This window comes from Janthinobacterium sp. C22 (genome assembly GCF_057919405.1).
This window is the reverse complement of sequence record NZ_CP193659.1, coordinates 5,898,930-5,925,436: the sequence shown is the minus strand read 5'-3', so window position 1 is coordinate 5,925,436 and position 26,507 is coordinate 5,898,930. Positions and strand designations below refer to the sequence as shown.

25 protein-coding genes and 1 pseudogene are annotated in these 26,507 nt (G+C 63.5%); 13 read left to right on the top strand and 13 right to left on the bottom strand.

What is annotated here, in order from left to right; all coding sequences use genetic code 11:
• The first annotated feature begins 55 nt into the window (after positions 1 to 55).
• The 8 genes from rplS (at position 56) to ACRHIG_RS27880 (ending at position 5,680) form a co-directional block, all read left to right on the top strand.
• Complete coding sequence (gene rplS, locus ACRHIG_RS27915) at positions 56 to 439, top strand: 50S ribosomal protein L19 (RefSeq protein ID WP_035825414.1); 384 nt, start codon at positions 56 to 58, stop codon at positions 437 to 439.
• Between the two features lie 79 nt (positions 440 to 518).
• Positions 519 to 1,178, top strand: a complete 660-nt coding sequence (locus tag ACRHIG_RS27910) for a CoA pyrophosphatase (protein ID WP_099410619.1) — start codon at positions 519 to 521, stop codon at positions 1,176 to 1,178.
• 97 nt (positions 1,179 to 1,275) lie between these two features.
• Positions 1,276 to 2,235 carry a CobD/CbiB family protein gene (locus tag ACRHIG_RS27905; protein WP_475414306.1) on the top strand — a complete coding sequence of 320 codons (960 nt, stop codon included), beginning with the start codon at positions 1,276 to 1,278 and terminating at the stop codon, positions 2,233 to 2,235.
• Between the two features lie 224 nt (positions 2,236 to 2,459).
• Positions 2,460 to 2,789 carry a DUF3579 domain-containing protein gene (locus ACRHIG_RS27900; protein ID WP_475414307.1) on the top strand — a complete coding sequence of 110 codons (330 nt, stop codon included), beginning with the start codon at positions 2,460 to 2,462 and terminating at the stop codon, positions 2,787 to 2,789.
• 81 nt (positions 2,790 to 2,870) lie between these two features.
• Positions 2,871 to 3,320, top strand: a complete 450-nt coding sequence (locus ACRHIG_RS27895; RefSeq protein WP_070221849.1) for a CBS domain-containing protein — start codon at positions 2,871 to 2,873, stop codon at positions 3,318 to 3,320.
• Positions 3,321 to 3,408: 88 nt separating this feature from the next.
• Positions 3,409 to 4,227: a GyrI-like domain-containing protein gene (locus tag ACRHIG_RS27890; protein ID WP_489628616.1), complete on the top strand. Its 819-nt coding sequence runs from the start codon at positions 3,409 to 3,411 to the stop codon at positions 4,225 to 4,227.
• Positions 4,224 to 5,480 (top strand): nitrilase-related carbon-nitrogen hydrolase, encoded by a 1,257-nt coding sequence (locus ACRHIG_RS27885; RefSeq protein WP_489628615.1) that lies wholly within the window; start codon positions 4,224 to 4,226, stop codon positions 5,478 to 5,480. Before ACRHIG_RS27890 ends, ACRHIG_RS27885 begins: the two co-directional genes overlap by 4 nt.
• 23 nt (positions 5,481 to 5,503) lie before the next feature.
• On the top strand, positions 5,504 to 5,680 hold the full coding sequence (locus tag ACRHIG_RS27880) for a hypothetical protein (RefSeq protein WP_489628614.1): 177 nt from the start codon (positions 5,504 to 5,506) through the stop codon (positions 5,678 to 5,680).
• A gap of 193 nt (positions 5,681 to 5,873) precedes the next feature.
• Here ACRHIG_RS27880 and ACRHIG_RS27875 read toward each other — a convergent pair whose 3' ends face one another.
• Complete coding sequence (locus tag ACRHIG_RS27875) at positions 5,874 to 6,614, bottom strand: GntR family transcriptional regulator (RefSeq protein ID WP_034759852.1); 741 nt, start codon at positions 6,612 to 6,614, stop codon at positions 5,874 to 5,876.
• Positions 6,615 to 6,999: 385 nt separating this feature from the next.
• Here ACRHIG_RS27875 and ACRHIG_RS27870 point away from each other — a divergent pair, with 385 nt between their 5' ends.
• From ACRHIG_RS27870 to ACRHIG_RS27855, 4 genes are all read left to right on the top strand, one after another.
• Positions 7,000 to 9,684: a TonB-dependent receptor gene (locus tag ACRHIG_RS27870; RefSeq protein ID WP_475414310.1), complete on the top strand. Its 2,685-nt coding sequence runs from the start codon at positions 7,000 to 7,002 to the stop codon at positions 9,682 to 9,684.
• Positions 9,685 to 9,858: 174 nt separating this feature from the next.
• A complete protein-coding gene (locus tag ACRHIG_RS27865) occupies positions 9,859 to 12,558 on the top strand; it encodes a TonB-dependent receptor (RefSeq protein WP_475414311.1) in 2,700 nt (899 codons plus the stop codon).
• Positions 12,559 to 12,619: 61 nt separating this feature from the next.
• Positions 12,620 to 13,507 carry an acyltransferase family protein gene (locus ACRHIG_RS27860; RefSeq protein WP_489628613.1) on the top strand — a complete coding sequence of 296 codons (888 nt, stop codon included), beginning with the start codon at positions 12,620 to 12,622 and terminating at the stop codon, positions 13,505 to 13,507.
• A 34-nt stretch (positions 13,508 to 13,541) separates the two neighbouring features.
• Complete coding sequence (locus tag ACRHIG_RS27855) at positions 13,542 to 13,739, top strand: hypothetical protein (RefSeq protein ID WP_489628612.1); 198 nt, start codon at positions 13,542 to 13,544, stop codon at positions 13,737 to 13,739.
• Between the two features lie 2 nt (positions 13,740 to 13,741).
• Here ACRHIG_RS27855 and ACRHIG_RS27850 read toward each other — a convergent pair whose 3' ends face one another.
• The 12 genes and pseudogenes from ACRHIG_RS27850 to ACRHIG_RS27795 form a co-directional block, all read right to left on the bottom strand.
• Positions 13,742 to 14,944, bottom strand: coding sequence for a DUF5009 domain-containing protein (locus ACRHIG_RS27850; RefSeq protein WP_489628611.1), 1,203 nt, complete (start codon positions 14,942 to 14,944; stop codon positions 13,742 to 13,744).
• 77 nt (positions 14,945 to 15,021) lie between these two features.
• The gene (locus ACRHIG_RS27845; RefSeq protein ID WP_489628610.1) at positions 15,022 to 16,326 is read right to left on the bottom strand and encodes a tetratricopeptide repeat protein; all 1,305 of its coding nucleotides are present in this window, start codon (positions 16,324 to 16,326) and stop codon (positions 15,022 to 15,024) included.
• Positions 16,327 to 16,483: 157 nt separating this feature from the next.
• On the bottom strand, positions 16,484 to 17,629 hold the full coding sequence (locus tag ACRHIG_RS27840) for an ABC transporter ATP-binding protein (protein WP_489628609.1): 1,146 nt from the start codon (positions 17,627 to 17,629) through the stop codon (positions 16,484 to 16,486).
• 14 nt (positions 17,630 to 17,643) lie between these two features.
• Positions 17,644 to 18,966 carry an MFS transporter gene (locus tag ACRHIG_RS27835; protein ID WP_475414316.1) on the bottom strand — a complete coding sequence of 441 codons (1,323 nt, stop codon included), beginning with the start codon at positions 18,964 to 18,966 and terminating at the stop codon, positions 17,644 to 17,646.
• Between the two features lie 26 nt (positions 18,967 to 18,992).
• Positions 18,993 to 19,829, bottom strand: a complete 837-nt coding sequence (locus ACRHIG_RS27830) for a carbohydrate ABC transporter permease (RefSeq protein ID WP_489628608.1) — start codon at positions 19,827 to 19,829, stop codon at positions 18,993 to 18,995.
• Positions 19,830 to 19,842: 13 nt separating this feature from the next.
• The gene (locus tag ACRHIG_RS27825) at positions 19,843 to 20,712 is read right to left on the bottom strand and encodes a carbohydrate ABC transporter permease (RefSeq protein ID WP_475414318.1); all 870 of its coding nucleotides are present in this window, start codon (positions 20,710 to 20,712) and stop codon (positions 19,843 to 19,845) included.
• A gap of 7 nt (positions 20,713 to 20,719) precedes the next feature.
• A complete protein-coding gene (locus ACRHIG_RS27820; protein ID WP_489628607.1) occupies positions 20,720 to 20,893 on the bottom strand; it encodes a hypothetical protein in 174 nt (57 codons plus the stop codon).
• Positions 20,824 to 21,978, bottom strand: a complete 1,155-nt coding sequence (locus ACRHIG_RS27815) for an ABC transporter substrate-binding protein (protein WP_489628606.1) — start codon at positions 21,976 to 21,978, stop codon at positions 20,824 to 20,826. Before ACRHIG_RS27815 ends, ACRHIG_RS27820 begins: the two co-directional genes overlap by 70 nt.
• A gap of 129 nt (positions 21,979 to 22,107) precedes the next feature.
• On the bottom strand, positions 22,108 to 23,121 hold the full coding sequence (locus ACRHIG_RS27810) for an SIS domain-containing protein (RefSeq protein WP_152285307.1): 1,014 nt from the start codon (positions 23,119 to 23,121) through the stop codon (positions 22,108 to 22,110).
• A pseudogene (gene nagA, locus ACRHIG_RS27805) lies at positions 23,111 to 24,222 on the bottom strand (N-acetylglucosamine-6-phosphate deacetylase). Before nagA ends, ACRHIG_RS27810 begins: the two are co-directional and overlap by 11 nt.
• On the bottom strand, positions 24,219 to 24,953 hold the full coding sequence (locus tag ACRHIG_RS27800; protein WP_099410621.1) for a GntR family transcriptional regulator: 735 nt from the start codon (positions 24,951 to 24,953) through the stop codon (positions 24,219 to 24,221). The pseudogene nagA and the gene ACRHIG_RS27800 overlap by 4 nt, the downstream one beginning before the upstream one ends.
• Before the next feature lie 2 nt (positions 24,954 to 24,955).
• A complete protein-coding gene (locus ACRHIG_RS27795; RefSeq protein ID WP_489628605.1) occupies positions 24,956 to 25,828 on the bottom strand; it encodes a glucosamine kinase nucleotide-binding domain-containing protein in 873 nt (290 codons plus the stop codon).
• A gap of 347 nt (positions 25,829 to 26,175) precedes the next feature.
• Between ACRHIG_RS27795 and ACRHIG_RS27790 the strand changes: the two genes are divergently transcribed.
• Positions 26,176 to 26,463, top strand: a complete 288-nt coding sequence (locus ACRHIG_RS27790) for a hypothetical protein (RefSeq protein ID WP_034759823.1) — start codon at positions 26,176 to 26,178, stop codon at positions 26,461 to 26,463.
• The last annotated feature ends 44 nt before the right edge of the window (positions 26,464 to 26,507 follow it).

The following is a 26,507-nucleotide window of genomic DNA, read 5'->3' as shown; positions in this document are numbered from 1 at the left end:
GCGGATAGTACGCTATCCACAGTGCGCCGGCATGATGGTTTTCGGAGTTATAAAAATGGACTTGATTCAACAATTAGAGCAAGAAGAGATCGCCCGTCTGGGTAAATCGATTCCTGACTTCGCACCAGGCGATACCGTTATCGTCAGCGTCAACGTAGTCGAAGGCACGCGCAAGCGCGCCCAGGCTTACGAAGGCGTCGTTATCTCCCGTCGTAACCGTGGCCTGAACTCGAACTTCATCGTTCGCAAGATCTCGTCCGGCGAAGGCGTCGAGCGTACGTTCCAACTGTACTCGCCGCTGATCGCTTCGATCGAAGTGAAACGCCGTGGTGATGTTCGCCGCGCCAAGCTGTACTATCTGCGTGAGCGTTCGGGTAAATCGGCGCGTATCAAAGAAAAATTGCCAAACCGCCGCGTTGTGGCGAAAGCAAGCGCGTAATATCAGCGTCTGCGTTGGGAAAAGGGGTACCGTATTGGTGCCCCTTTTTTATTTAGAATTGCTAATGGGACAAGCTGCCATGGCCACCATCGCATTTGATCCAAAACAACTCGCCATCGATTCGATCGCCGGCGAGGCGGCGCTGGACGCCGTGCGCCTGACGCCGGACTGGCTGCGCCAGCGCCTGGCCGAACAGCCGGACTGGCAGCCCGAGATCACCCAGGATTTCCTCTCCGCCCGCGCCGTGCCCGTGCGCGCCGCCGTCCTCATTCCCCTGGTGCAACGCCCACAGGGCCTGACCATCTTGCTGACCATGCGCACGGACCACCTGAGCAGCCATGCGGGCCAGGTCAGCTTTCCCGGCGGGCGCAGCGAGCCGTTCGATGGCTCGCCCGTGGCCACGGCCCTGCGCGAAACGGAAGAAGAAGTGGGCCTGGCGCGCGAGCATATCGAAGTGCTGGGCTGCCTGCCCGACTACCTGACGGGCACCGGCTACCAGGTCAAGCCCGTGGTGGGCCTTGTGACGCCGCCGTTCGAACTGCGCGCCGACCCGTCGGAAGTGGCGGAAATCTTCGAGGTGCCGCTGGCTTTCCTCATGGATGGCATCAACCATCAGCGCCTGTCGGTGGAATTGCCCGGCGGACGGCGCTCGTTCTACGCCATGCCTTACGAGCGCTTCTATATTTGGGGCGCCACGGCCGGCATGCTGCGCAATCTGTTTCACCTGCTGCGCGCGTAAAATGGCGCCGCGCACGTAATAAGTTTGATTCCAGCACGGCACTGCGCTATCGTAGCGGGCATTGCGGTATTGCTGAAAAAGACAAAAAGGACGTTTGATGACATTTCTCTCCATACTTTGCGCATTGCTGATCGAGCAGCTCAAACCTTTGCGCGCGGATAATCCCATCTACGCCGAAATCAAGAGCCTGGCAATGCGCATGGAGACCTGGTTCAATGCCGGCCACGCCAGTCATGGCCGCATGGGCTGGTTCCTCATGATCGGCGCGCTGATGGTGCCGACGGCGGGCGTGTACTGGATCTTGCTCCACTACCAGCTGACCCTGCTGGCCTTTGCCTGGAACGTCCTCATCGTCTACCTGACCTTGGGCTTTCGCCATTACAGCCATTACTTCACCTCGATCCAGCTGGCCTTGAGCGCCGGCGACGAAGCGACGGCCCGCACCTTGCTGGCCGATTGGACCAAGCTCGACACGGTGGGCATGGAAGCGAGCGAAATCGCCCGCATCGCCGTGGAAAAAGCCCTCGTCACCACGCACCGCAACGTGTTTGGCGTGTTCTTCTGGTTCCTCATGCCGCTGGGCCCTGCCTGCGCCGTGATGTACCGCGTCGCCGAATACCTGGCGCGCGCCTGGAACGAACCCGAGCACATGCGCAATGAAGCATTCGGCCAGTTCGCCGCGCGCGCCTTTTACTGGATCGACTGGATCCCCGTGCGCCTGACGGCCGTCGCGTTTGCCGTGGTCGGCAATTTCGAGGACGCCATCTACGCCTGGCGCAATTTCGCCCAGCGCTGGCAGGACGAGGCCATCGGCATCATCCTGACGGCCGGCGGCGGCGCCATGGGCGTGCGCCTGGGCACGCCAGCGGAAACGGCCGCGCGCGTGATGGTCACGCCCGACATGGCCGTCGATGACAGCGACAGCGAAAGCGATATCCTGCCCGGCGAAGAGCCGGGCGCACGCGCCTTGCAGAGCACGGTGGGCCTCGTGTGGCGCGCCTTGCTGCTGTGGATGCTGTTGCTGCTGTTGATGTCGGGCGCCGTTTTCCTCGGCTGATGCGGGCGCACACGCGCCATCCATGCGCCTTGCGCGTGGAACAAGGTTAAAATAGGGGCTGGCGCGCAAGGCGTGCCGGCCCCTGTTTGCATCGCCAGGGCAGATCGAGGTAGAACCCAAGTCTTCTATAAGATATAATACTGCCTTACCGCAGCAAACGTAGTTGACTACCAGCCCGGCTTACCCGCCGGGGCCATTCACGCAATCCAGTCCCGACAAGCCACATGGCCGAGTTATCTCAAAACGAACTCTCAGACGAGTTCTTCATCCTTGGTCTCACCAGCAATGGCAAGCAATTCCGACCCAGCGATTGGGCCGAGCGCCTTTGCGGAGTGATGTCCTGTTTCAATCCCGACGGCGGCGGGCGCAATGCGCACCTCCAGTATTCGCCCTACGTGCGCCCGACCGTGGTCAACGGCGTCAAGTCGGTGGTGGTCAATACCAAGCTGCGCGAGATCGAGCCGATGGCGTTTCACTTCGTGCGCGAATTTGCCAAGGATAACGACTTGCAGATCGTCGAAGCCTGCTTCCTGCCGCCCCCCGAAGAAAAGTAAGTCCGTTTCAATTGATTTGCCTCAAACCCGCCCCGGCGGGTTGGCGTAGCGTGGACACTCTGCCTCAAACGGAGTGGCGACATGCGCATCGGCGACATCTGCACCCTGCATACCATCCATTGCCAGCGTGACACCAGCGTGCAGGACGCGGCGCTGCTGATGCGCCAGCACCACGTGGGCGACCTGATCGTGGCCGAACAGCCGAACGGCGAACGCGTCCCCATCGGCATCCTCACCGACCGCGACATCGTCATTTCCGTCATCGCCCTCGGTCTCGACCCCGCCAGCCTGCTGGTGGGCGACATCATGAGCGCGCAGCTGCTCACCGCCAGCGAAGACGAAGACGTCTACGACATCATCGAACGCATGCGCGTCAACGGCATCCGCCGCCTGCCCGTGGTCAACAGCCTGGGCGCGCTCTCCGGCGTCGTCAGCATCGACGACCTGCTGGCCTTCCTGGCCCAGGAAATGGCCGAGCTGGCGCGCATCAGCAGCGGCCAGCTCGTTCACGAAAAGCGCACCAGAAAATAGGAAGCGCTTGCCGGTTATTGCGCAATTCCGGTCAAGCCACGGCTTGCTGAAAATGCTACAGTCGCTGCTCGTTCAACGGGAAGCGCTCATGCACTATCTGGCCAAGGCACTCTGGTATATCGAATCGCATTTTGCGGACGATCTCTCGCTCGGCGATATCGCCCAGGTGGGCGGCGCTTCGCCCTGCCACCTGACGCGCGCGTTCGGCCTGGCCACGGGCCACTCCGTGATGCGCTATGTGCGGGCGCGCCGGCTCAGTGTCGCGGCGCACGCGCTGGCGCAGGGCGCACAAGACATCCTTGCCGTCGCCCTGCAGGCCGGCTACAGCTCCCATGAAGCCTTTACGCGGGCTTTCCGCGACCAGTTCCACATCACGCCGGAAAAGGTGCGGGCCCAGCGCCACGTCGCCAGCCTGGCGCTGGTGGAGGCCATCAAGATGGATGTGGCGCCGGGCGAGCCTTTGGCGCCGCCCCATTTCGAGCAAGGCCCCGCCTTGCTGCTGGCGGGCCTCGTCGAACGCTATTGCGCGGAAACGTCTGCCGGCATTCCCGCCCTGTGGCAGCGCTTCCTGCCCCACGTGGCGCTCGGCCAGCTCGTGTATGGCGTGTGCTGCAACAATGACGACGCGGGCAATTTCGACTACCTGTGCGGCATGCCGCTCAGCGATTTTTCCCAGGCGCCCGATGGCTGGACGCGGCTGCGCATCGCGCCGCGCCGCTACGCCGTGTTTCATCACCGCGGGCATATTTCCACCATCCGCGCCACCTGGCATACCGTGTGGAACGAGTGGCTGCCCCAGTCCGGGCTGGAAGCGGCCGATGCGCCCGACTTTGAACGCTACGACCGGCAATTCGATCCCGTCAGCGGCATCGGCGGAGTGGAAATCTGGCTCCCCTTGAAAGCATGAGCATGCTCCATACCTTGTCTGCGCCGGTTGCCGGCAGTAGCGCGCTGCGCCAGCGCCTGTCGCAAATCGCCGCCGCGCTGGCGGCGGGCCTGCCCCTGTACTGGGTGCTGGGCCCGCAGCCGCTGGGCCCGCTGGCCTGGTGCGCGCCGCTGCCCGTGCTGTGGCTGGCCCTGCGCGCGTCGCGCCGCGATGCGGCCTGGATGACGTTTCTGGCTGCCGTGCTGGGCCTGTCATCCAACTTCAGCTATTTTCGCCTGCTCATGCCCTTGCCGGCCGTGCTGGCCGTGATCGTCGTCAAGGCACTGTTGTGGCTGCTGGTGGTGCTGGCCGCGCGGCGCCTCGTGCTGCGCTACCGGGCGTGGTGGACGGTGCTGGCGTATCCCGTGCTGTGGGTGGCCGTCGATACCGTGATGGCGGCTTTGCTGCCCGATGGTAACTGGGGCAGCCTTGCATATTCGCAAGCCGATAACCTTGCCGTGCTGCAGGTGGCGGCCCTGGCCGGCGTGCCTGGCCTGCTGTTCTTGCTGTGCCTGGCGCCGTCCGCGCTGGCCTTGCTGCTGGCCGGCGGGCGCGCGTATGCGCCAGCGGCGGGCGCGGCCGTGCTGCTGCTGGCGGCCGCCTTTGCCGCTGGCGCCTGGCGCGTGCCAGGCGCACCAAGCCCAGGCGGGCCGCTGGCGGGGCTGGCGGCCATCGACGACTTCATCGGCCCGGCCACGCCGCCGGCGCGCGCGCAAGCCGTCTGGGACCAGTACGCGCGCCACATCGAACAGCTGGCCGGGCAGGGTGCCCGGCTGGTGTTGTTGCCGGAAAAGATAGCCGTGCTGGCCCCCGCGCAGGCGGATGCCGTGCGGCAGCGCTTCCAGGCGCTGGCGCGCGGCACGGGCGCGTGGATCGTTCTCGGCATCGGCGTGCAGGACGTTGCCGGCCGGCGCAACCTGGCCTGGCTGTTTTCCCCCGATGGCGTCGCGCCCGTCAGCTATCAGAAACATCACCTGGCGCCGCCCGAGCGCGAGTTTCTTGCGGGCAACGCGTATGCCGTGCAGCCGGTGGCGGGTCTGGCCATGGGCCTGGCCATCTGCAAGGACATGCATTTCGCGCCCCTAGGACAGGCGTATGGCGCGGCCGGGGCGCAGGTGATGCTGGTGCCGGCCTGGGATTTCCAGCTGGACGGCTGGATGGGGGCGCGCATGACGGTGGTGCGCGGCGTGGAAAACGGCTATGCCGTGCTGCGCGCGGCGCGCGAGGGGTACTGACGGTCAGCGACGCGTATGGCCGCGTGCTGGCGGAGCGGGCCAGCAGCGCCATGCCGGGCAGCACCTTGCTGGCGCCGTTGCCGGCACACCCGCCCGTCACCACTTGGGCAGGATGGCTGGGACCGCTGTTCGGCTGGCTGTGCGTGGCGCTGGGCGTGATGTTGCTGTGCGCGGGACGCCGCGCCGCGCCCGCTGCCTGACGGGGAATGTCAGGCTTTGCTGCAATGCGCAAAACCGCATTGCGCGGCGCTTTTTATATTTGCCATAGGCTGGCTACATAATCGCCGCCGATGAATTCACCATTGCCGTGCATATATAGTCGGCGCTGCCGGAATATATATTGCACTGCAATAAGTGGTGTTATCTGGTATTCGTGAAATGGGGCGATTGGTATTAATTGGTACTTAATTCAGCCACGAAGTCATACATATCGCCGCGGAAGTAGGAGCGGCAAAATTCCACGGCGCGGCCGTCGCGCAAAAAACCCAGCCTTTCCACCGACAAGCCCGCGTCGCCTTCCTCCGCCTGCAGCAGGCTGGCCTGCTCCCCTGTCAGCAACAAGGCGCTGAGGCGCTGCAAGGCGCGCACGGGCCGGTTGCCCGCCTGTTCCAGCGCGTCGTACATCGAGACGTCGACGGCGTCGAGCGCCGGCAGGCAACTGGCGACGATGGTCGCGTATTCCAGGCACATCGGTACCTCGTCCGCATAGCGGATGCGGTGGAAGCGGTACACGGGCGCGCCCGGCGACAGCCGCAGGCGCAAGGCTTCTTCCGGCGTCACCGTGCCTTCTGCGCGCTTGAGCCACACGCTGCGCGGCGTGCGGCCGCGCGCCCGCATGTCCTCCGAAAACGAGGTCAGCTTGGCGAAGTTCTTCTCGATGCGCGTATTAATGAAATTGCCCGAGCCGGGGCGGCGCACGAGCAAGCCTTCGTTGACGAGGCCATCGATGGCCTTGCGCACGGTGATGCGCGAGACGGCCAGGTCGCTGGCCAGCTGGCGCTCGGCCGGCAGGGCTTCGTCGGGGCCGAGGATGCGCTTGTCGATCGCTTCGCGCAGCGCGCGCTGCAGTTGCTGGTACAGGGGCAGGCTGCTCGTCTGCCCCAGGCCTTGCATGATGTGAGCCAGGGTTGTCATACGCTGAGGGTCTCCGTTACGGCGCGTTGCAGACGCGCTCTGTATCTGTTTTGTGTCGCTGGATAATACCAAAAAAGACCGTTGTAAAACCAATTTGAATTATCAGGCCGGCAATTTATGCCTGCCCTCGCTGGTATTTAGGCCGGCCGTACGGGCTACGGATTGATTCAGGTGAAGTGGTCTGTGTGATTCAAGCAACGTTATAAAAAAAGTTGCAACTGGTAGTATTCTGGTATTGGATAGTAGTATATTGGCGTTGAATTGGTTTTGTAAGTGGTTGTGCCGAAGGGTCTGCAGCATGCCGGCGAGAGTGGGCGGGCTGGAAAGAAGACCTACGTTAAAAATGAAAAGGCTCCAATCCTGGAGCCTAAATCAAGGGGAGTACATGAAACGCAATTTGACACCTGCAGCTGCCGTCGTGAAATCCGGTTCGCGTAGCCGTACGCCGATCGCTGCGGCCGTTGCCGTGATGGTCGCCGGTCTGTCCTTTTCGGCGCAGGCGCAGGAAGCGCCCGCCGAAGACGTGGCCACCGTGGTGACGGTGACCGGCGTGCGTGCCTCGCTGGAAAAATCGCTGAAGCAAAAACGTAATGCGGATTCCGTGGTGGAAGTGGTGACCGCCGAAGATATCGGCAAGATGCCGGACCGTAACGTGGCTGACGCGATCCAGCGCCTGCCAGGTGTGAATACCCAATCGTCGGCTGGTGGCGAAGGCGGATTCGGCGAAAACGACCGCGTCAGCCTGCGCGGCACCAGCCCCAGCTTCCAGCAAACCCTGTTCAACGGCCATGCCATCAGCACGGGCGACTGGTTTGTCTTGAATCAATTTGGCGGCAACGTGGGCCGCAGCAGCAGCTTCTCCTTGCTGCCATCGGAGTTGGTGAGCTCCGTTGTCGTGCACAAGAGCGCCACGGCTGACCTGCCTGAAGGCGGCGTCTCGGGCGTGATCGACGTGATCACCCGTCGTCCGCTGGAATTCAAGAACCAGATCACGGCCGAAGGCTCGATCCAGGCTTTCCATAATGACCTGGCCGGCAAGACGGACCCGCAGTTCTCCGGCCTGGTGAACTGGAAGAATGACACGAATACCCTGGGCATCATGGTGCAGGGTTTCTCGCAAAAATCGACGGTGCGCCGCGATGGCCAGGAAATCCTCGGCTATACGCCGATCTCCGCTACCAGCAATGCGGCCTTGGCCCATCCTGAACTGGCCGGCGTAAAAGTGCCGACCTTTATCGGCGCCAGCCTGTTCGAGCAAAAGAAAACCCGCGAAGGCGGCGCATTCGACATCGAATTCAAGCCCAGCAAGGACCTGACCCTGGACGTGAACGGCTTCTATTCGCAGCTGAAGGCACCGCATCAAAACACCAACTGGCTGGCTGCACCGGCCAACTCGGTGAACAGTACCAACGATAAAGGTGTCTCGACCGGTCAGGTGCCGACCAACTACACGGTCAAGAATGGCACACTGACAGGCGCCACCTTCGCAAAAAACTCTGGTGAAGTCGACAATATCTACCGTCCTGATGCCGGCGGCGAGTCGTACTACCTCGATTTCAACTTCAAATACCGCGCCACCAAGGACCTGACCCTGACCGGCAAGCTGGGCAAGACCCATGGCGTCGGCTATGACCGCGACGATGTGTACTACCAGAACAACGTCGATGGCGGCATGGTGTATCAATTGAACGGCATGAGCCCGGCCAGTGTTTCCTATCCGGGCGGCACCACCACCAAGCCTGGCTCGACGGCATGGGCCGGCGGCGGCGAATCGCGTTCCGTGGACCAGGAAAAATATGCCCAGATCGACGCGGAGCTGCGCCTGTCGTCGGGTATCTGGGATTCCGTCAAGTTCGGCGGCCGCTTGACCGATCACAAGCGCGATGCGGAGCATCCGTTCGAAACCCGTCCGGGCGACCTGGGCTTCTCCAATCCTGGCCCCGTGTGGAATGGCACGATGTACCCGAGCGACTTCGCCAACAACCTGGGCGGCAACCTGTCGAGCAACTACTTCAAGTACGACGGCTCGGCACTGGGCGCGTGGGGCGCGGCACCGGGCAACCGCCTGTTCGACTACGTGCGTCGCCATAACTGGACCGACGAATTCAAGCTGAAGGAAAAAACCTCGGCTATCTATGCCATGGCCAACCTGACGGGCGACAACTGGAGCGGCAACTTCGGCCTGCGCGCCGTTCACACCAAGCAGTCGACCCTGGTGAACCAGGCCGGCGGCCCGATCACCGGTTCCGACTGGGGTGCCTACTCGCAGCATCTGTATGAGCGCAGCTACAACGATTTCTTGCCTAGCGCCAACATCAAGTTCGATGTGCGCAACGACCTGGTGGTGCGCGCCGCCGTGGCCCGCACCATCGCCCGTCCCGACTACAGCGCGCTTGGTGGTTCGGTATCGCTGAACGACGATGCATTGAGCGGCAGCGGCGGCAACGTCAACCTCAATCCGGTGAAGTCGGATAACGCCGAAGTCAGCGCCGAATGGTATTTCGCACCGAAGTCGGCCTTCTCGGTGGGCCTGTTCTACATGGACCTGAAATCGGTCGTGTCGAACGGTACCGTCAACGCTACCTACTTCAACAGCAAGCGCAATGCCAACGCCGTGTACCAGATCACGTCGCCATTCAATACCAGCGGCAAGAACAAGGGCGCTGAGTTCAGCTATCAGCAACCGCTGTTCGGCGACTTCGGCATTTTGGCCAACTACACCTATGCCGATGGCAAGCTGGACAATGGTGATGAACTGGTCAATGCATCGCGCAGCACGTACAACCTGACGGCCTTCTACGAAGCCAATGCCCTCAGCGCACGCCTGGCCTACAACTACCGTTCGGCTTACAAAGCGGGCGTGGACCGTGGCGCCAGCCAGCACGTTGCCGGCGCCGGCGGCCTGGCCGGTTCGCTCAACTACAAGATCAACGAACATTTCACGATCACGTTCGATGCGCTTAACTTGACGAACACGACCATCAAGATGTACGCGGAAAACAAGGATCAGCCACGCGCTTTCTATAGCAACGGCCGTACCTTCTACCTGGGCCTGCGCGCCAAGCTGTAAACAAGACGATCTGGCCTGATGCGCACGCGTCTGGCCGGGTCTTCCTCGGTCTTTTCAAGGCAAGTTCCTGTTTCGGGAGCTTGCCTTTTTTCGGCGCCATGGCAGGGCGCCTGCCGTCTGTACTCATATAAAACCGTCCCGCCATCTGCGGGCATACCTATAATCGAGGAGTCTATGAACAGTCGTTTGCATCCCGTATTACATCCCATCGCCGCCGCCGCAGCCTTGCTGTCCATGAGCATGGCTGCCCAGGCGCAGCAAGCCCCCATGCAGGAAGTGGTCGTCACTGGCATCCGCGCCTCGCTGGAGCAATCGCTGAGCCAGAAGCGCAACAGCGATTCCGTGATCGACGTCGTCAGCGCGGAAGACATCGGCAAGTTGCCCGACAAGAACGTGGCCGATGCCGTGCAGCGCGTGCCTGGCGTCAACATTTCCTCGTCGGCCGGCGGCGAGGGCGGCTTCTCGGAAAATGACCGGGTCAGCATCCGCGGCACCAGCCCCAGCCTGACGCAAACCCTGATCAACGGCCACGCCGTGGGCACGGGCGACTGGTTTGTCACGGACCAGGTGGGCACTGTGGGGCGCAGCGTCAGCTTTGCCTTGCTGCCGTCCGAAATCGTCAGCCGCGTCACCGTGCAAAAGAGCGCGCAGGCGGACCTGGTGGAAGGCGGCGTGGCCGGCTCCATCAATATCGAGACGCGCAAGCCCCTCAGTTTCAAGCAGCCGTTCACGGCCGAGCTGGCCGTGCAAGCCATCTACGCGGACTTGCCGGGCAAGACCGATCCGCAAATGAATGCCCTGTTCAACTGGAAGAACGAAGCGAAGACCATGGGCGTGCTGTTCCAGGTGTTTTCCGAGAAGCGCCACGAACGCCGCGACGGGCAGGAATTCTTCGGTTATGGCGCCATCGACGCCAATAGCCCGGCCGCGCAAAAGCATCCGGAACTGGCCGGCGTGCTGGCACCGCTGGGCATCAACTCGGCCCTGTTCGAACAGGTGCGCAAGCGACAGGGCGGCAGCATCGACCTGCAATTCAAGCCGACGTCTGATTTGATGCTGGACGTCAACGGCTTCTATTCCAAGCTGGACGCAGCCAATTACAACCGCAGCTTTTATAACCAGCCCGGCGCCAACCTGAATGCCGTCGACAATGACGGCAAGCATGTGGGCGTGATTCCCAGCGCGTTTACGGTCAAGAACAATACCCTGGTGGCGGCCGACTTTCCCGCGTCGCAGTTTCCTGCCGCCAATTCCACCACGCCCTATAACGGCCAGCTGTATCCGGCCCTGGTCGATCAGATCTACCGCCCCGGCTCGAACTCGTCGACTGCGTATGTGGACTTCAACGGCAGCTACCGCGCCAGCGAGCGCCTGCGCATCACTGGCAGCCTCGGCTACACGCGCGGTATCGGCGAGACGCCCGTCGACCTCGGCTATGAGGCGGGCTTGACGGGCGTGGGCGTGTCGTACCAGCTGAACGGCCTGTCGCCGGCCAGGCTGAATTTCCCCGGTCTCGACGTTTCCAGATTCTCCAATGCGGTGACGGCATCGGCCTGGGGTTCCCATGTGGAAACCCTGGACACCGAAAAATATGGCCAGGCCGATGGCGAACTGAGCATGGATTACGGCGTGCTGGAATCGCTGAAGTTCGGCGCGCGCTACGCGGAACACCACCGCAATGTGGCGTGGCCGGAAAACCGCAGCTGCGCCGTGTGCGACGGCACGACGAATGCGCCCTTGCCGAAGTGGAATGGCGGCACCTACCCGGGCGACTACGGCAAGGGCCTGGGCGGCAATGCGCAGGGACGCTACTGGCAGCTCGATCCGGCCGACCTGGTGGCGTGGGCCAACAAGTACGACAATACGGGCGGCCCGAATTCGCGCAATTGGCCGGCCGAGCTGGACGTGAAGGAAAAGGATAGCGCGGCCTATATCATGGCCAATCTGGCGGGCAACAAGTGGCGGGGCAACGTGGGCGTGCGCGTGGTGCGCACGCAGCAGACGACGGTGACGAACGTGCCGGGCGGCGAGAACCCGATCGGTCAGGAAAATATTTTCGGCCCCTACACGCCCACCGTCGTCAAGCACAGCTACACGGATGTGCTGCCGAGCGCAAACATCAAGTTTGACTTGAGCAAGGATCTGGTGGCCCGCGCGGCAGTGGCGAAAACCATGGCGCGCGCCGACTACAGCGCCCTGGTGGGCGCCGTCAACCTGAACGACCAGTTGCTGACGGGCACGGGTGGCAATCCGGACCTGAAACCGATACGCTCGACCAACTACGACGCCACCCTGGAATGGTATTTCGCGCCGAAAGCCATGCTCTCCGTGGGCGCCTTTTATATGGACATGAAATCGTACGTGACGTTTGGTACGGCGCCCGTGAGCTACTACAATAATACCTTCAAGAAATTCAACACCTATGTGATCCAGTCGCCGACGAATATCGGCGCCAAGAACAAGGGTGTGGAACTCAGTTACCAGCAGGGCTTGTGGGGCGGTTTCGGCGTGGTGGGCAATTACACCTATACGAATGGCAAGGCCGACGATGGCGCCGCCGTGGTCGGCAGCTCGCGCGGCACCTACAACCTGGAAGGCTATTACGAGGACGAGCGGCTGAGCGCGCGCCTGGCCTATACCTACCGCTCCAGCTTCCTGGCCGGCCTGTTCAGCAGCTCGCCCCAGTATGTGCATGGCGTGGGCAACCTGGCCGCATCGCTCAACTACAAGATCGACGAGCGCTATTCGCTGACCTTCGATGTGCTGAACCTGAACAATCCGGTGCTCAAGTATTACGGCGCCAACCAGGACCAGCCGACGGCCCTGTATTCGAACGGCCGTCAATTCTATTTTGGCCTGCGTGCCAAGTTGTAGTTTTTTACCGGCTTTCCGTCACAAGCGGGGAGCTGGTTTTTATCTTTTGGAATTGTTTGACATGACTATTGCACCTCAACGCTACCTCGCCCTCGACGTCCTGCGGGGCCTGACCGTCGCCCTGATGATCGTCGTCAATACCCCTGGCGACTGGGGCGCCGTGTATGCGCCTTTCCTGCATGCCGAATGGCATGGATTTACCCTCACGGACCTGGTCTTTCCCAGCTTTTTGTTTGTCGTCGGCAATGCCTTGGCCTTTGCGCTGGGGAAATATGAGCACCTGGGGCATGGCGCCGTGCTGGCCAGGCTGTGCAAGCGCAGCGCGCTGATCTTCTTGCTGGGATTCTTACTGTACTGGTTTCCCTTCTTCAAGATCGACGACGCGGGCCAGTTCGCCTGGTCGCCCCTGTCGCACACGCGCATTCCCGGCGTGCTGCAGCGCATCGCCGTGTGCTACCTGGCTGCCGCCCTGATCCTCCATTACTGGAAGACGCGCGGCGCACTGGTCTTCAGCGCCTGCTCCTTGCTCGGCTACTGGGCCATCCTGGCCTGTTTTGGCGACTACAGCCTGCACGGCAATGCGCCGGCCAAGCTGGACCTGATCTTGCTGGGTGACAGCCATTTGTACCACGGCGAGGGCATCGCCTTCGACCCGGAAGGCGTGCTGGGCACCTTGCCGGCCATCGTCAACGTCATCGCCGGCTACCTGGCGGGCAGTTTCGTGCGCCAGGCGGCGCCGGCACGGCTGCGCTCCAGCTTGTATCAACTGGCCGTGGCCGGCGTCATCTGCGTGGCCGTGGCCTTGTGCTGGAATGAAGTGTTTCCGATCAATAAGAAGCTGTGGAGCAGCTCCTATGTGATGCTGGGTATCGGTCTGGACTTGCTGCTGCTGGCGCTGCTGATGTTCGTCATCGACGTGCGCAAGAGCACGGGCTGGACGTATTTTTGAAGTCTTCGGCAAGAACACCCTGTTCATCTACCTGGTGTCGGAAGTGCTGGTGATCATCGCGTTTACCGTGCGCATCGGCGGCGGCAACCTGTACCAGTGGCTGTACCAGCACTGGTTTGCGGGCTGGGCGCCGGCGCGCGTGGGCTCGCTGCTGTTTGCCGTCAGCTTCATGCTGCTGTGCTGGCTGATCGCCTATGCGATGGACAAGCGCAAGATTTATATCAAAGTCTAGCGCTAGAACTTCAGCTTCAGCCCGCAACGGGTGGCCACGGCGGTCAACAGCAGCATCAGGGCGGTGACGGCGGCGGCAACCCACAGGCCGGCCGCGCCGCCCGTTTCCCAATACTGCCACCAGAAGCGCGGCAGGTGCAGCACGGCCGCCAGCTGCTGCCACAGGTCGGGCACGATGTAGGCGAACAGGGCATTGGTGCCGGCCGGCAAGAGCACCACGGCCCAGGCGCGCCAGCGCCACACGTCGATGACGATATAAAACACGAGGAACAGGGCCAGGATGAGGGCGCTGCACACGAGTGTGTAGGATTCCGTCGCCGCGATCTTGTTGATGTGGTGATACGGCCGCAGCAGCAGGCCGGCAGCGAACAGTCCCAGCGCGAACCATGCCATGAAGCGGATGCGCTGCCCATGGCTCAGGGCGGCGCCGCGCAGGAACAGCTGGCCCACCAGGGTGCCGGCCAGTACATTGGCGGCCGTCGAGCCGAGCACCTGCGGCACGTTGACGAAGGCATTGATGCCTGCAGGCAGGAAATCCAGGCTGCCCGCCGTGCCGCCCATGTACAGCACGAGCAGCAGGGCAAATATGCCCATCAGGGCCGTGCCGCTGCCCCGGCACGCCAGGTAAAGCAGGCTGCACAGCAGGTAGGACCAGCCTATCATGCCGAGGATGCCCCACCACGACGGCTGCAGCCAGGTGCTGGAAAACTCGCTGTTCAGTTCTCCACGGAACGTCGCCAGCAGGAACAGCATCAGCGCGCCACCCACGGCCAGCTCCAGCTTGCCCGCGCCCTGGCGCCACAGCAGCATCATGGCCACATAAAACAGCAGGAAGTAGACGGCGTGCGGCAGCGGCGCCGCCTGCGCATCGTAGCGGTAGGCATTGGCCAGCACCACGCCGGCCAGCATCAGGCTGCCGGAGCGCCACAACAGGCGCCCCAGCAGGGCGGGCGTGACGTGGCCGCAATGGCGCTGCAAGGCCAGCGGTATGGCCATGCCGACCATGAACAGGAAGCCGGGAAAGACCAGGTCGGGCACGGTGATGCCGTCGGCGCGCGGACCCGCATGCTCGAGCCACCAGGCGATGCCGGGCATGCCGGCCAGATAGTTGACCCAGATCATGACGACGATCACGCAGCCGCGGAAGGCGTCCAGGCTGGTCAATCGTTCGGCGGCGGTGGCAGTGGCGACAGTGGCTGGCGGCATGGAAGGAGGGCAAAGGTCGAAAAAGCAGCCCCGGCGTGAGCCGGGAACTGCCTTGCGCATGCTGGCGGGAACAGGAATTACTGTGCCGCTGCCGCCGGTGCCGCCGCTGCCGTGGCAGGACGGTTCAGCCACAGGATCCAGTAGCGTGCCAGGTCGCCCACGCCATCGCCGCCCTTGACGGTTTCCAGGACCTTGATGGCGTCATCTTTCTTGCCGGCCATGGCGTAGGAATAACCGAGGCGCAGTTTGGCGTCTTCAGGACGCTTCAGGCCGCCCTTGGCGATGCCTTTCTGGATCAGGTCGATACCTTTGTCGAACTGGTCCATCGTCACGAAGGCGTAGCCGAGGTTGATCAAGCCCGTGCCATCCTTGCTCTTCATGGCCGACGCTTCGCCGCTGGCGATGTTTTTCGCATCGTCGGCGGCAGCCTTGTTGGCCTGGTCGCGCAGTTTCTTGTGCTTGGCGGCATTTGCGCCAGTGCCCAGCACGCCTTTGGCAAAGCCGGCGTCCAGCACTTTTTTCGCTTCTGTCGGGAAGGCATTCTGCAAGGCAATTTCAGCCATGTCGCTGTAGTCTTGCGGCGGCATGGTGCCCACGGCCTTGAATTGCAGGCGCAGCACGTCGAGCGCGAAGCGGTCGGAATAGCCGGCCTTGCCTTGCGTGCGGCTCAGCAGATCGCTCCAGTAGTCATCCGACGGGTAGTAGCGCACCAGGTTTTCCATGGCGACCAGGTAGGTAGCCGGGTCCTTGCTTTTCGAACCCGTATTGGCCAGCAATTGCAGTTCTTCGATGGTCGGCGTTTTGCCCGCTTGCTGCTTGGCCGTCAGGTCGGCCATCAGTTCCTGTTTCGCGCGCGCGAAATCATTGCTGAAGTAGTAGGCGCGGATGATGTACGGGCGCATGGTGGCCACGTCGCCTGTTTCCGTCTGGTAGCGGGTGAACCACTTGATGGCGTTTGGATAATCCTTGGCGTTGTAGTGGTAGTTGGCCAGCGCCTGGATGAAGTCGCCCTGGGCTTTCTTGTCCAGCTTGCCCGATTCGATGACCGCTTCCAGCGCCGTCATGGCCATCGGTGCATTGTTGGTGGTCGACGCCAGTGCCACGCGCAGACGGTTCAGCACGAACGTTTCATACGGCGTCAGGGCGGGAATGGCGGCAGCCTGGTCGATGCGGCTTTGTACGTCGGCGTAGTTTTTCGCATCCATCGATGCCTTCACGGCAACCGGATCGAGCAGCTTGAACACTTCAGGACGCACCGAGTCGGCCGGCGCGGCAGCAGCGGCGGCCGGTTTGGCATCCTGCGCGTGCGACAGGGCTGGCAGGACGTTCAGGCCGATGGCGGCCAGGAGCAGGCTAAGACGGGCAAGGCGGAATTGGGACATGGGTTATCCTTCAATCAATAACAAAAATACGCTCCGGTACTGGTTGCCGCAACAGTGTGCGGCGGCATTTGCCGGGGGCAGGGAATCTTAAAAACACGTATTCTGCCATCCTGACCGCACAAGTCAAAGGGCGGCAGCATGGTAAACAACGGCATTGTCACATAAACGGCTGGGCTGGAGCGCCAAACGTGCGCGCCAGGGCTTGCCCTTTGGCATTGAACAGCAGGCAGCGCTGCGGCGGCAGATGCAGGCGCATGGCGTCGCCCGCCTGGCGCAAGCCATCCTCGGCCGGCAGCTTGACGGCCAGCATCTCGCTCACGCCCGGCATGCTGGCGTAGACGATGGCCACGTCGCCCAGGTATTCGACATGGCTGACGGCCGCGTCGACGACGTTGTTTTCCGCATGGCCGCCCGCCGTCTCCCTGTTCTGCAGACTGACGTGCTCGGCCCGCACGCCCAGGGTCAGCCGCTCGCCCGGCGCCACGCTCTCGCCGTGCGCTTCGACGTCGATCACGGCGCCGCCGGGCAGGCGCACGGCCACCGTGCCGGGACCGCAGGCGACGGCGTCGCAAGCGATGAAGTTCATCTTCGGCGCGCCGAGGAAGCCGGCCACGAACAGGTTGCCGGGATTGTTGTACAGCTCATGCGGACTGCCCACCTGTTCGATGCGCCCGCCATTGAAGACGACGATGCGCTCGCCCAGGGTCATCGCCTCGACCTGGTCGTGCGTGACGTAGATCATGGTGGTCTTGAGCTCCTGGTGCAGGCGCGAGATTTCCACGCGCATCTGCACGCGCAGCGAGGCATCGAGGTTCGACAGCGGTTCGTCGAACAGGAAGACCTGCGGTTTGCGCACGATGGCGCGGCCGATGGCCACGCGCTGGCGCTGGCCGCCCGACAGGTCCTTCGGCTTGCGTTTCAACAGTGGCGTGATCTGCAGGATCTCGGCCGCGCGCTCGACGGCGGCGCGCACCTCGGCCTTTTTATGCCCAGCCAGGGAGAGGGCGAAGGCCATGTTCTCGTACACCGTCATGTGCGGATACAGGGCGTAGCTCTGGAAGACCATGGCCAGGCCCCGCTCGGCCGGCGCGATGTCGTTGGCCAGCTGGCCGCCGATATGCAGCTCGCCGTCGGTGATGTCTTCCAGCCCGGCGATCATGCGCAGCAGGGTCGATTTGCCGCAGCCGGACGGCCCCACGAAGACGACGAATTCGCCGTCGCGGATATCGAGGTCGATGCCGTGGATGACGGGGTGCTTGTCGTCGTACAGCTTGACGATATTCTTTAAAGCGATGTGTGCCATGGGTTGTGCGATTCCTAGCTGGCGCTGGCCGGCGCGGACGTGGCGCCGGCGTCAGACGGGTCGGAGGTATCCTTCGGGCCGATGCGCATGAAGCGCGACAGGATCAATACGGGCACGGCCGACACCAGCACCCACAGGAAAAAGGTCTTGTAGCCGAGCGCCGTCTGGATGTCGCCGCTGATCATCTTGAACAGCACGAAGCCCAGCTGCATCACGCCGGTGGCGAACGCATAGTGGGCCGTCTGGTACTTGCCGACAGAAACCACCTGCATCATGAACAGGATCAGGCCGACGAAGCCGAAGCCATAGCCGAACATCTCCACGCTGAGCGCGGCCGTGATCAGGGTCAGGTCGGTCGGCATGCTGTGGCTCAGGTAGTAGAACACCAGGTTCGGCAAGTTCATGGCCAGGATCAGGAAGAACATGGCGCGCTTCAGGCCCAGCCACGACGTGAAGTAGCCGCCGCCTATGCTGCCCAGCAAAAAGGCCACGGTGCCGGCCGTGCCGTACACGGCGCCCACTTCCGTCGTCGACAGGCCCAGGCCGCCCAGTTCGCGCGCTTCGCGCAGGAACAGCGGGCCGATGGTCTGCACTTGCGCCTCGCCCGCGCGGAACAGGATGATGAAGGCGATCATGCCCCAGATGCCGGGCTTTTTCAGGAAGTCCACCAGCACGTCCCACAGCGTGCGGCTGATGCCCGCCACGCTCTTGTCGGCCACGGCCGCGTTGCGCACCTGCGGCAGCGCCCACAGGTGGTAGGCGGCCAGCGACAGCATCATGGCGCCGATGATCAGGAAGATCACCGACCAGGCGGGCTGGATGCCGATCTTTTTCTCCAGATAGCCGGCCAGGATCACCAGGCCGCCCAGCGAGATGAATTTGCCCGCGTTGAAGAAGGCGCCTTGCCAGCCCGCGTAGGCGGCCTGCTGCTTGTCCGACAGGCTGGCGATGTACAGGCCGTCGCAGACGATGTCGTGCGTGGACGAGGCCAGCGCGGCGACGAACAGCACGGCGATGCAGGCGGCGAACCAGAGCGGCGTTTGCAGGGCCAGCGCGATCAGGCCCAGGCTCAGGCCACCCGCGAACTGGAACAGCACCACCATGCTCTTCTTGCTCGACGCCAGCTCGAGGAAGGGGCTCCACAGCGACTTGAAGACCCAGGCAAAGCCGATCAGGCCCGTCCAGCGGGCGATCTGGTCGTTCGGCACGCCCATGCTCTTGAACATCAGGCCGGCCACCAGGGCCACCGCGTAGAACGGCAAGCCCTGGGCGAAGTACAAGGTGGGCACCCAGGTGATCGGGCTGCGTTTGCTGATGCTGATGCGCTTGTCGTGCATGGAGGCTTCCTTATCGAGAGACGTTTTCATTTGACGGCGCCGTCCATGCCGCGCATGAAGAAGCGTTGGGTAAACAGGAAGGCGAGCAGGGCCGGCACGATGGTGATCAAGGTGCCGGCCGCGATCACGCGCGTGCTGCTGCCGAAGGTGCCGCGCAAATACAGCACGCCCACCGACAGCGGGAACTCATCGGGCTTGCTCATGACGATGGACGGCCAGATGTACTCGTTCCACGATTCGACGGCCGTCAGGATGCCGACGGTGGCCAGCCATGGCGTGATCAGCGGCAGCATGATGCGGCTGAAGATGACCCACTCGGACGCGCCATCGACGCGCGCCGCGTCGATCAGGTCTTGCGGCACTTCCTCGAACGCCTGCTTGAGCAGCAAGATGGCCACGGCCGTCACCACGTTGGGCAGGATCACGCCCGTGTAGGTGTCGACCAGGCTCATTTGCGTGATGGTGATGAAGTTGACGAGGAAGTTCACTTCCGACGGCAGCACCAGGGTTGCCAGGATCAGGCCGAACACCAGTCTGCGGCCACGGAATTTCAGGCGCGCCAGCGGATACGCGGCCAGTGAACACAGCAGCAGCTTCCAGAACACGGTCAACACGGCGATCAGCACGGAGTTCTTGAAGAACGACCAGATCGGGATCGCGTTGAACACTTCGACGAAGTTCTCAAAAGACGGCGCCTTGGGCCAGAAGGTGGGCGGGAAGGCGAAGATATTGCCTTGCGTGGAAATGGCCGTCACCAGGGTCCACCAGAACGGGAAGACGCAGACGACGGCGATCGCGCACAGCACGGCATAGTGGCCCAGCATGTGCAGACGGGTTTTCAGGGGACGGGAACGTTTTTGCATGGTCTTGTCCCGGTCAGCGGTGCTTGGGTTTGAGGTAGCGCAGGCACAGCAGGGCGATGGCGATGCAAAACAGCGAGACGACGAAGCTGGCCGCCAGCGCGCGCGGCAGTTTCAAGTGCTTGAGGCCCTGGTCGTAGGCGTAGTACAGCGCCGTGAAGGTGGAATTCATCGGGCCGCCCTGGGTCAGCACGTCGACTTCCTGGTAAGCCTTCAGCGCCGCCAGCACGGACAGGATGGAGCACAGCATGATGGTCGGGCGCAGCATCGGCACGGTGATCTTCCAGAAGCGCTGCCAGCGGCTGGCCCCATCGAGCATGGCCGCTTCCTGCATGTCCGACGGGATCGATTGCAGGGCCGCCAGGTACATCACCATGTACCAGCCCAGGCCCCGCCACAAGGTGACGAACATCACGGCAAACAGGGCCAGGCTGTCGTTCGTCAGCCAGCCCACGGGCGCGTTCACCAGTTTTAACGTCATCATCACGTAATTGAGCGCGCCCTGTTCGTGGAACATGAAGCCCCACATGATGCCGACGACGGACACGGTGGTCACCACGGGCACGTAGAAGGCGGCGCGGAACAAACGGATGCCGGGCAGGCGGTTGTTCACCAGCACGGCGAGAGTGATGGCGCCCACCTGCACGAAGGGCACCATCAGTAAAAACATCAGCGAATTCTTCAGGCCCGAGACGAACATCTCGTTGTTGAAGATGTAGCGGAAGTTGTCGAGGCCGACGAAGCGCGTCTCGCGTATCAGGCTGTAGTCGGTGAAGGCCAGCACGGAGCCGTAGCCGACGGGCCAGAAGGAAAAGGCGGCCAGCAGCAGCAGGGCCGGGGCGAGGAACAGCCAGGCTTGCAGGGTGTGGCGGTGGGCGAGTTTCATGGTGTCCTTAGTGGCGCGGCAGGGTGGCCAGCTTGCGGTTCCAGATGGCGACGGCCTGGTCCAGCGCCTGCTTCACGTCCTGCTTGCCCGTCACGCCCGCCTCGACGGCTTTTACCAGCGAGCGGCGCAGTTCGTCGTAGTCGTCGATGCCGGCCACGTACAGGGTGCGCGAGTGGCCCATCGACAGGGCGCCGGCGGCCACCGCTTTTTCGGCCGCGCCCGCGTTTTCGGCGTGGCGAGGAAGAACGGATCGGCCGCCGCCTTGACGGTGGTGGGGAAGACGCTGGCCTGGCGCGCGAACGCCAGCTGGTTTTTATCGTTCGTCAGGAAGCGCGCGAACTTGCCCACCGAGGGCAGCTGGCGCGCCGGCACGCCTTTCGGGATGGCGAAGTGCACCAGCCAGCCGCCATCGGCGATGCCGGTGGGGCCCAGCGGCGCGGGCGCCACGTCGGTGATGGCGTAGATGTCCTTCGCGTCGCCGCGGATGCGCTGCATGGCCGTGGGGGGCGCCAGCAGCATGCCCAGGCGGCCGCCCTTGTAGGCGTCGATGACGGCCGGGAAGTTATCTTCGGCGAACAGGCTTTCCTTCAGCAGGCCGCCCACCTTGTAGGTGTCGGCCAGTTTCTGCACCAGCGCCACGTGCTGCGGCGAATTGAAGACGGCGCGCTTGTCCGTGATGACGGCCAGGCCCTGCTGCATGAACAGGCCGTCGATCTTCGACAGCGCCGGGGCGATGCCGGCCTTGCCCGTGCGTTGCGCGATCTGGCGCGCGAACGCCAGCTGTTCATCAAGGCTGGCAGGGCCGCGCGTGAGTCCCGCCTGTTTGAAGATATCGGTATTGAAGGCGATCACCGCGACATTGCTGTACATGGGAAAACCGTAGGTGCGGCCCTTGAAGCGCAGGTCGTCCAGGGCGCTGGGAATGTAGCTGGCGCGCGCAGGCGCGATCAGGTCATCGACTTGTGTGAGCAAGCCGTCGCGCGCAAATTCGTCGGCCCAGGGCACGTTCAGGCTGACCAGCGCGGGCGGCGTGCCGGCCACGATGCGCGTGACCAGCTTGGTCTGGATGACGTCCCACGGGAAGTCGATCCATTCGATCCTGACGCCGGGATTCTGCGCCTCATAGCGCGCCACCACCGCATTGAAATACGGCGTGAACTTGGGCTTCATGCTGAAGGTCCAGAATTCGATTTTCTCGGCGGCCCATGCCTGTGGCGCGAGCAGGCCCGCGCAGGCAACAACCGCCAACAGTCTCTTGATCGTCATTTTTATCCTGGAGCGCGAGGCTCCAATGTCCATGAGTCCGCGGCGCGGGTACATGCCCTTGCCGTCGCTTATATGCGTGCTGCTGACGGCAGCCGCGCCCGTGCCGGGGGCGAAGCTGCCGAAGAGTGCTTAGTTTGTTTTTGTTACTTTGCTCAGGTGGCGCGGCGCATCCGGATCCATGCCGCGCGCGGCCGACAGTTTTGCCGCCATCACGTAGAAGGACTGGATGGCGACGATCGGATCGAGGTCCGGCGTGGCCGCCACGGGCAGGGTCAGGTCGCGCTCGGCCACGTCGGCGGGCGCCGCCAGCAAGACCTTGGCGCCGCGCCCGCGCATCTCCGTGGCCAATTGCAGCAGGCCGGCCTGGGTCGGGCCACGGGTGGCGAAAATCAGCAGCGGGTAGCCGTCTTCGATCAGGGCCATGGGGCCGTGCTTGATTTCGGCGCCGCTGAAGGCTTCCGCCTGCAGGGCCGAGGTTTCCTTGAATTTCAGGGCCGACTCCAGCGCCACGGGAAAGCTGATGCCGCGTCCGACGACCATGATGTTGCGGGCCGGGGCCAGCACGTCGATCGCCGGCGACCAGTCGACGCGGGTCGCTTCGAGCAGCGCTTCAGGCAGCGCTTCCAGGCCGGCCTGCAGCTCGGGATCGTTCTGCCACTGGGCCACCATGCGCGCGCCGGCGACCAGGCTGGTGATGAAGCTCTTGGTGGCGGCGACGCTTTGTTCCTTGCCGGCGCGCAGGGGCATGGCCCATTCGGCGGCGTGCGCCAGCGGCGAATCGATGTCGTTGACGAGGGCCACGGTGGTGGCGCCGCCGTCGCGGAAGTAGCGGATCGGTTCGACCACGTCCGGGCTCTGGCCCGATTGCGAGATCGAGATGGCCAAGGTGTCGCGCGTCACCAGCGGCGATTTGTTCAGGGTCACCAGCGACATCGGCAGCGAGGCGACGACGCGGCCCAGGCGCGCCATGATCAGGTAGGCGACGTAGTTGCAGGCGTGGTCGGAGCTGCCGCGCGCGATGGTCAGCGCGGTCGAGAACGAGGTGCTCCTCAATTTGCGGCCCAGTTCCGCGTAGCGTTCCGTGTCGCTGGCCAGTTGCAGGGCGACGCATTCGGCGGCGGAAACGGCTTCTTTAAGCATCATTGAGGTCACAGATTTCTCCTTCTATATAGACAGCTTTGAGTTTGAGGTCGCGATCGAGTACCACCAGATCGGCGTAGGTGCCGGGGCCAGCCGGCCGCGTTCTTCCAGGCCCAGGTAATCGGCGGCGTTGGTCGACACGCGCCTGGACGCGTCGGCCAGGTCCAGTCCCAGTCCCACCAGGTTGCGCAGCGCCTGGTCCAGGGTCAGGGTGCTGCCCGCCAGCGTGCCGTCGGGCAGGCGCACGCCGCCCATGCATTTCTGCACGGCATGGCGGCCCAGCATGTATTCGCCGTCCGGCATGCCGGTGGCGGCCGTCGAATCGGTGACGCAGTACAGGCGCGGGATGGCGCGCAGGGCCACCTTGATGGCGCCCGGATGCACGTGCAGCAGGTCGGGAATCAGTTCGGCGTATTCGGCGTGCGCCAGGGCGGCGCCGACCATGCCCGGCTCGCGGTGGTGCAGGCCGCTCATGGCGTTGAACAGATGTGTGAAACCCATGGCGCCGTGTTCCAGCGCGGCCACGCCGTCTTCATAGGAACCGAGCGTATGGCCGATCTGCACGCGCACGCCGGCGTCGGCCAGGGCGCGCACCAGGTCCAGGTGGCCGGCGATTTCCGGCGCCACGGTGATGACGCGCAGCTTGGCCAGGGTTTGCAGGCGCTCGATTTCAGCCAGCGTGGCGGCGCGCGCGTAGTTCGGCTGCGCCCCGAGCTTGCCGGAATTGATGTACGGGCCTTCCAGGTGGGCGCCCAGCACGCGCGCCGTGTTCGGGCGGCGGTGCTTGGCGGCGATGCCGATGGCCGTCAAGGCCATGTCGATATCTTCCGGCGGCGCCGTCATGGTGGTGGCCAGCAGGCTGGTGGTGCCGTGGCGCGCGTGGATGGCCGCGATGGTGTAGACGGCTTCGCCGCCTTCCATGATGTCCTTGCCGGCGCCGCCATGCACGTGCAGGTCGATAAAGCCGGGCAGGATGTAGTCGTCGCTGTTGCCCGACGGGTGGAGGGAATCGCCCGTGATGCTGTCGACTCTTTCGCCGAAGGCGATGGCGCCGTGGATCCAGCCGCCGGGGGTAAGGATATTGCCTTTGATAGTGCTGCTCATCTGCGCGACTCCGCTACGAATTCATAATAATCACTGCGGCAATACGAGTGGGTCAGTTCCACCGCTGCGCCGTTGTCGAGATAACTGACACGGGTGATGTGCAGCATGGCTTCACCCGTCTTGATATTGGCCAGCTTGGCCTGTTCCGCCGTGGCGTTGACGGCGCGGATGTGCTGCAGCGCGCGCATCGGGATGGTGCCGCGCGACTCCAGGTAGCCGTACAGCGAATCGGTCACCTGCTGCGGGTCCGGCATGTACAGGGCGGGGATGGTGGTCGTCTCGATCGCCATCACCACTTCGTCGGCCGTGCGCAGGCGGCGCAAACGCGCCACCGGCATGTGCGGCGACAGTCCCAGCGACAGCAGTTCCAGCGGCGCGGCCGAGCCGATGTCGCGCTGCAGCCAGCGCGAGCCGGCCGTGAAGCCCCGCTGGCGCAATTCTTCCGAAAAGCTCGTCAGGCGCGACAGCGGCTGTTCCAGCTTGGGCGTGATGTAGGTGCCCGAGCCGCGCTTGCGCGTCAGCATGCCCCGGTCGCACAGCATGTCGATGGCCTTGCGCGCCGTCACGCGCGAGATTTCCAGGATCTCCGACAGCACGCGCTCGGAGGGCAAGGCCTGGTTGGCGCGCCAGTCGCCGCTGGCGATGCCGTCCGACAGCATGTTCGCCAGCTGCATGTAGAGCGGCGTGTCGCTGGCGGGATTCGGTTTGAAGGCGGACAGTTTGGCCAGCATGGTCATTGCTCCCGCAAGTGCTTGCGTATCAGGCGCAGGCCGCCTGCGGCCGAGTCGCCCTGTGCCGGCACGACCAGTTTCAGCAGTTCCGCCGGCAGGTAGGCGGACAAGGGTGCCGCCAGGCCGCCGCACAGGGCCACGGGCAAGGTACCGGCCGGGTCGAGCGCCCTGGCGATGAGGGCGATCTGCTGGCCCGCGTCGGTCAGGATGGCGCGCGCCACGGCATTGCTGGCCGCGTGTTCGAGCACCAGGCGCGCCAGTTGCGCGAAATTGGTCTGGCTGGCGGCCGCCAGCCACACCTGCATGGCGTCGCGCTGGCCGCCGCAGGCGTCGATGACGGCCGTGGCGAAGGCGCTGCCGGGCACGCGGCCGTCGACCACTTGCTGCGCATGGTTGATGGCGCGCATGCCGATCCAGGCGCCGCCCGCCTCGTCGCCGGAGGGGAAGCCCCAGCCGCCCACTTCGTGGCGGCTGCCGTCCGCGTGCAGCACTTCGCCCACGCTGCCCGTGCCGATGGCAACGATGGCGCCCGGCTGGCCCGCGTGCGCGCCCAGCAAGGTGGTCAGGGCGTCCGATTCGAGCGCCACCAAGGCATAGCCGGGATTGTGTTCGACGAAGCTGGCGGCCCACTGCTTGTTGTGCACGCCGGCCAGGCCCAGGCCGATGGCCATGCGCTGCAAGGAGGGCTGTTCCAGGCCGGCCGTGCGGAAGGCCAGGGTGACGGCGTGCGCCACGGAGGTCCAGGCCCGTTCGATGCCCAGTCCCAGGCCGGATGGGCCGCTTTGTCCCTGTGCCAGTTCCTGGCCATCGAGGCGCGCCAGGCGTACGCGGGTACCGCTGCCCCCGCCGTCGACGCCGATTATGTATTCGATCATGTTATGCAGTCCCGCTTATGGTTGGATGCGCCTGTCTCGGTTTTTTATTTGTCGGGCGGCGAAAAAGCTGAAGGCACTATATTGTTGCCCCGATGGCTAGTCAAGAGGTATTTAAGTGGTATTGTAAAATATTCTTGCGCTTGATGTGTCGCGCCCGGAAAATTCGCCGCAAGCTGTTGTTAATAAAGGAGTTTTTGTCGATTGGAAATGGTATTGAAATTGGCCTTGTTTAATGCCAATTTTTTCGAACTGGTCTGTTGTTGGCCGCGCGGTATTGCTTGTATGCATGCTTGGCAAGGGACGCCATGAAGAGTAAAGTCCGCCTTTTACACCTGAGTTGGAAGAGCATGATGAACGACAAGGCAGCAAAGAGCGAGTACTGGGACGACTGGCAGCAAGAGGCGCTGGCCGCCGGTGTGTCGGCGCCGCTGGCCGCGCTGGGCATGGAAATGATGCGCACGCACCGCAAGAACCGCTGGCCGAAGGATTTCCTGGGCCGCGAAAGCGATGGCCCGGTCATGATCGAAATGTGCCTGGAAGACGAGGCGGAAACGGAATTGTTCTTTATCGAGAACCTGTATCCCTACGATGCGGCGCTGATCGAAAAGACGCGCCGCCGTCTGTGCCTGCATTGATAGTGCGCTGACGCGTGACTGGAGCGGCCGCCTTGCGCGGCCGT

Excerpts from the sequence above, each read along its gene's own strand:
- rplS (WP_035825414.1), top strand. The coding sequence starts at position 56 with ATGGACTTGATTCAACAATTAGAGCAAGAAGAGATCGCCCGTCTGGGT.
- ACRHIG_RS27910 (WP_099410619.1), top strand. The coding sequence starts at position 519 with ATGGCCACCATCGCATTTGATCCAAAACAACTCGCCATCGATTCGATC.
- ACRHIG_RS27905 (WP_475414306.1), top strand. The coding sequence starts at position 1,276 with ATGACATTTCTCTCCATACTTTGCGCATTGCTGATCGAGCAGCTCAAA.
- ACRHIG_RS27900 (WP_475414307.1), top strand. The coding sequence starts at position 2,460 with ATGGCCGAGTTATCTCAAAACGAACTCTCAGACGAGTTCTTCATCCTT.
- ACRHIG_RS27895 (WP_070221849.1), top strand. The coding sequence starts at position 2,871 with ATGCGCATCGGCGACATCTGCACCCTGCATACCATCCATTGCCAGCGT.
- ACRHIG_RS27890 (WP_489628616.1), top strand. The coding sequence starts at position 3,409 with ATGCACTATCTGGCCAAGGCACTCTGGTATATCGAATCGCATTTTGCG.
- ACRHIG_RS27885 (WP_489628615.1), top strand. The coding sequence starts at position 4,224 with ATGAGCATGCTCCATACCTTGTCTGCGCCGGTTGCCGGCAGTAGCGCG.
- ACRHIG_RS27875 (WP_034759852.1), bottom strand. The coding sequence starts at position 6,614 with ATGACAACCCTGGCTCACATCATGCAAGGCCTGGGGCAGACGAGCAGC.
- ACRHIG_RS27870 (WP_475414310.1), top strand. The coding sequence starts at position 7,000 with ATGAAACGCAATTTGACACCTGCAGCTGCCGTCGTGAAATCCGGTTCG.
- ACRHIG_RS27865 (WP_475414311.1), top strand. The coding sequence starts at position 9,859 with ATGAACAGTCGTTTGCATCCCGTATTACATCCCATCGCCGCCGCCGCA.
- ACRHIG_RS27860 (WP_489628613.1), top strand. The coding sequence starts at position 12,620 with ATGACTATTGCACCTCAACGCTACCTCGCCCTCGACGTCCTGCGGGGC.
- ACRHIG_RS27850 (WP_489628611.1), bottom strand. The coding sequence starts at position 14,944 with ATGCCGCCAGCCACTGTCGCCACTGCCACCGCCGCCGAACGATTGACC.
- ACRHIG_RS27845 (WP_489628610.1), bottom strand. The coding sequence starts at position 16,326 with ATGTCCCAATTCCGCCTTGCCCGTCTTAGCCTGCTCCTGGCCGCCATC.
- ACRHIG_RS27840 (WP_489628609.1), bottom strand. The coding sequence starts at position 17,629 with ATGGCACACATCGCTTTAAAGAATATCGTCAAGCTGTACGACGACAAG.
- ACRHIG_RS27835 (WP_475414316.1), bottom strand. The coding sequence starts at position 18,966 with ATGCACGACAAGCGCATCAGCATCAGCAAACGCAGCCCGATCACCTGG.
- ACRHIG_RS27830 (WP_489628608.1), bottom strand. The coding sequence starts at position 19,829 with ATGCAAAAACGTTCCCGTCCCCTGAAAACCCGTCTGCACATGCTGGGC.
- ACRHIG_RS27825 (WP_475414318.1), bottom strand. The coding sequence starts at position 20,712 with ATGAAACTCGCCCACCGCCACACCCTGCAAGCCTGGCTGTTCCTCGCC.
- ACRHIG_RS27820 (WP_489628607.1), bottom strand. The coding sequence starts at position 20,893 with ATGGGCCACTCGCGCACCCTGTACGTGGCCGGCATCGACGACTACGAC.
- ACRHIG_RS27815 (WP_489628606.1), bottom strand. The coding sequence starts at position 21,978 with ATGACGATCAAGAGACTGTTGGCGGTTGTTGCCTGCGCGGGCCTGCTC.
- ACRHIG_RS27810 (WP_152285307.1), bottom strand. The coding sequence starts at position 23,121 with ATGATGCTTAAAGAAGCCGTTTCCGCCGCCGAATGCGTCGCCCTGCAA.
- ACRHIG_RS27800 (WP_099410621.1), bottom strand. The coding sequence starts at position 24,953 with ATGCTGGCCAAACTGTCCGCCTTCAAACCGAATCCCGCCAGCGACACG.
- ACRHIG_RS27795 (WP_489628605.1), bottom strand. The coding sequence starts at position 25,828 with ATGATCGAATACATAATCGGCGTCGACGGCGGGGGCAGCGGTACCCGC.
- ACRHIG_RS27790 (WP_034759823.1), top strand. The coding sequence starts at position 26,176 with ATGATGAACGACAAGGCAGCAAAGAGCGAGTACTGGGACGACTGGCAG.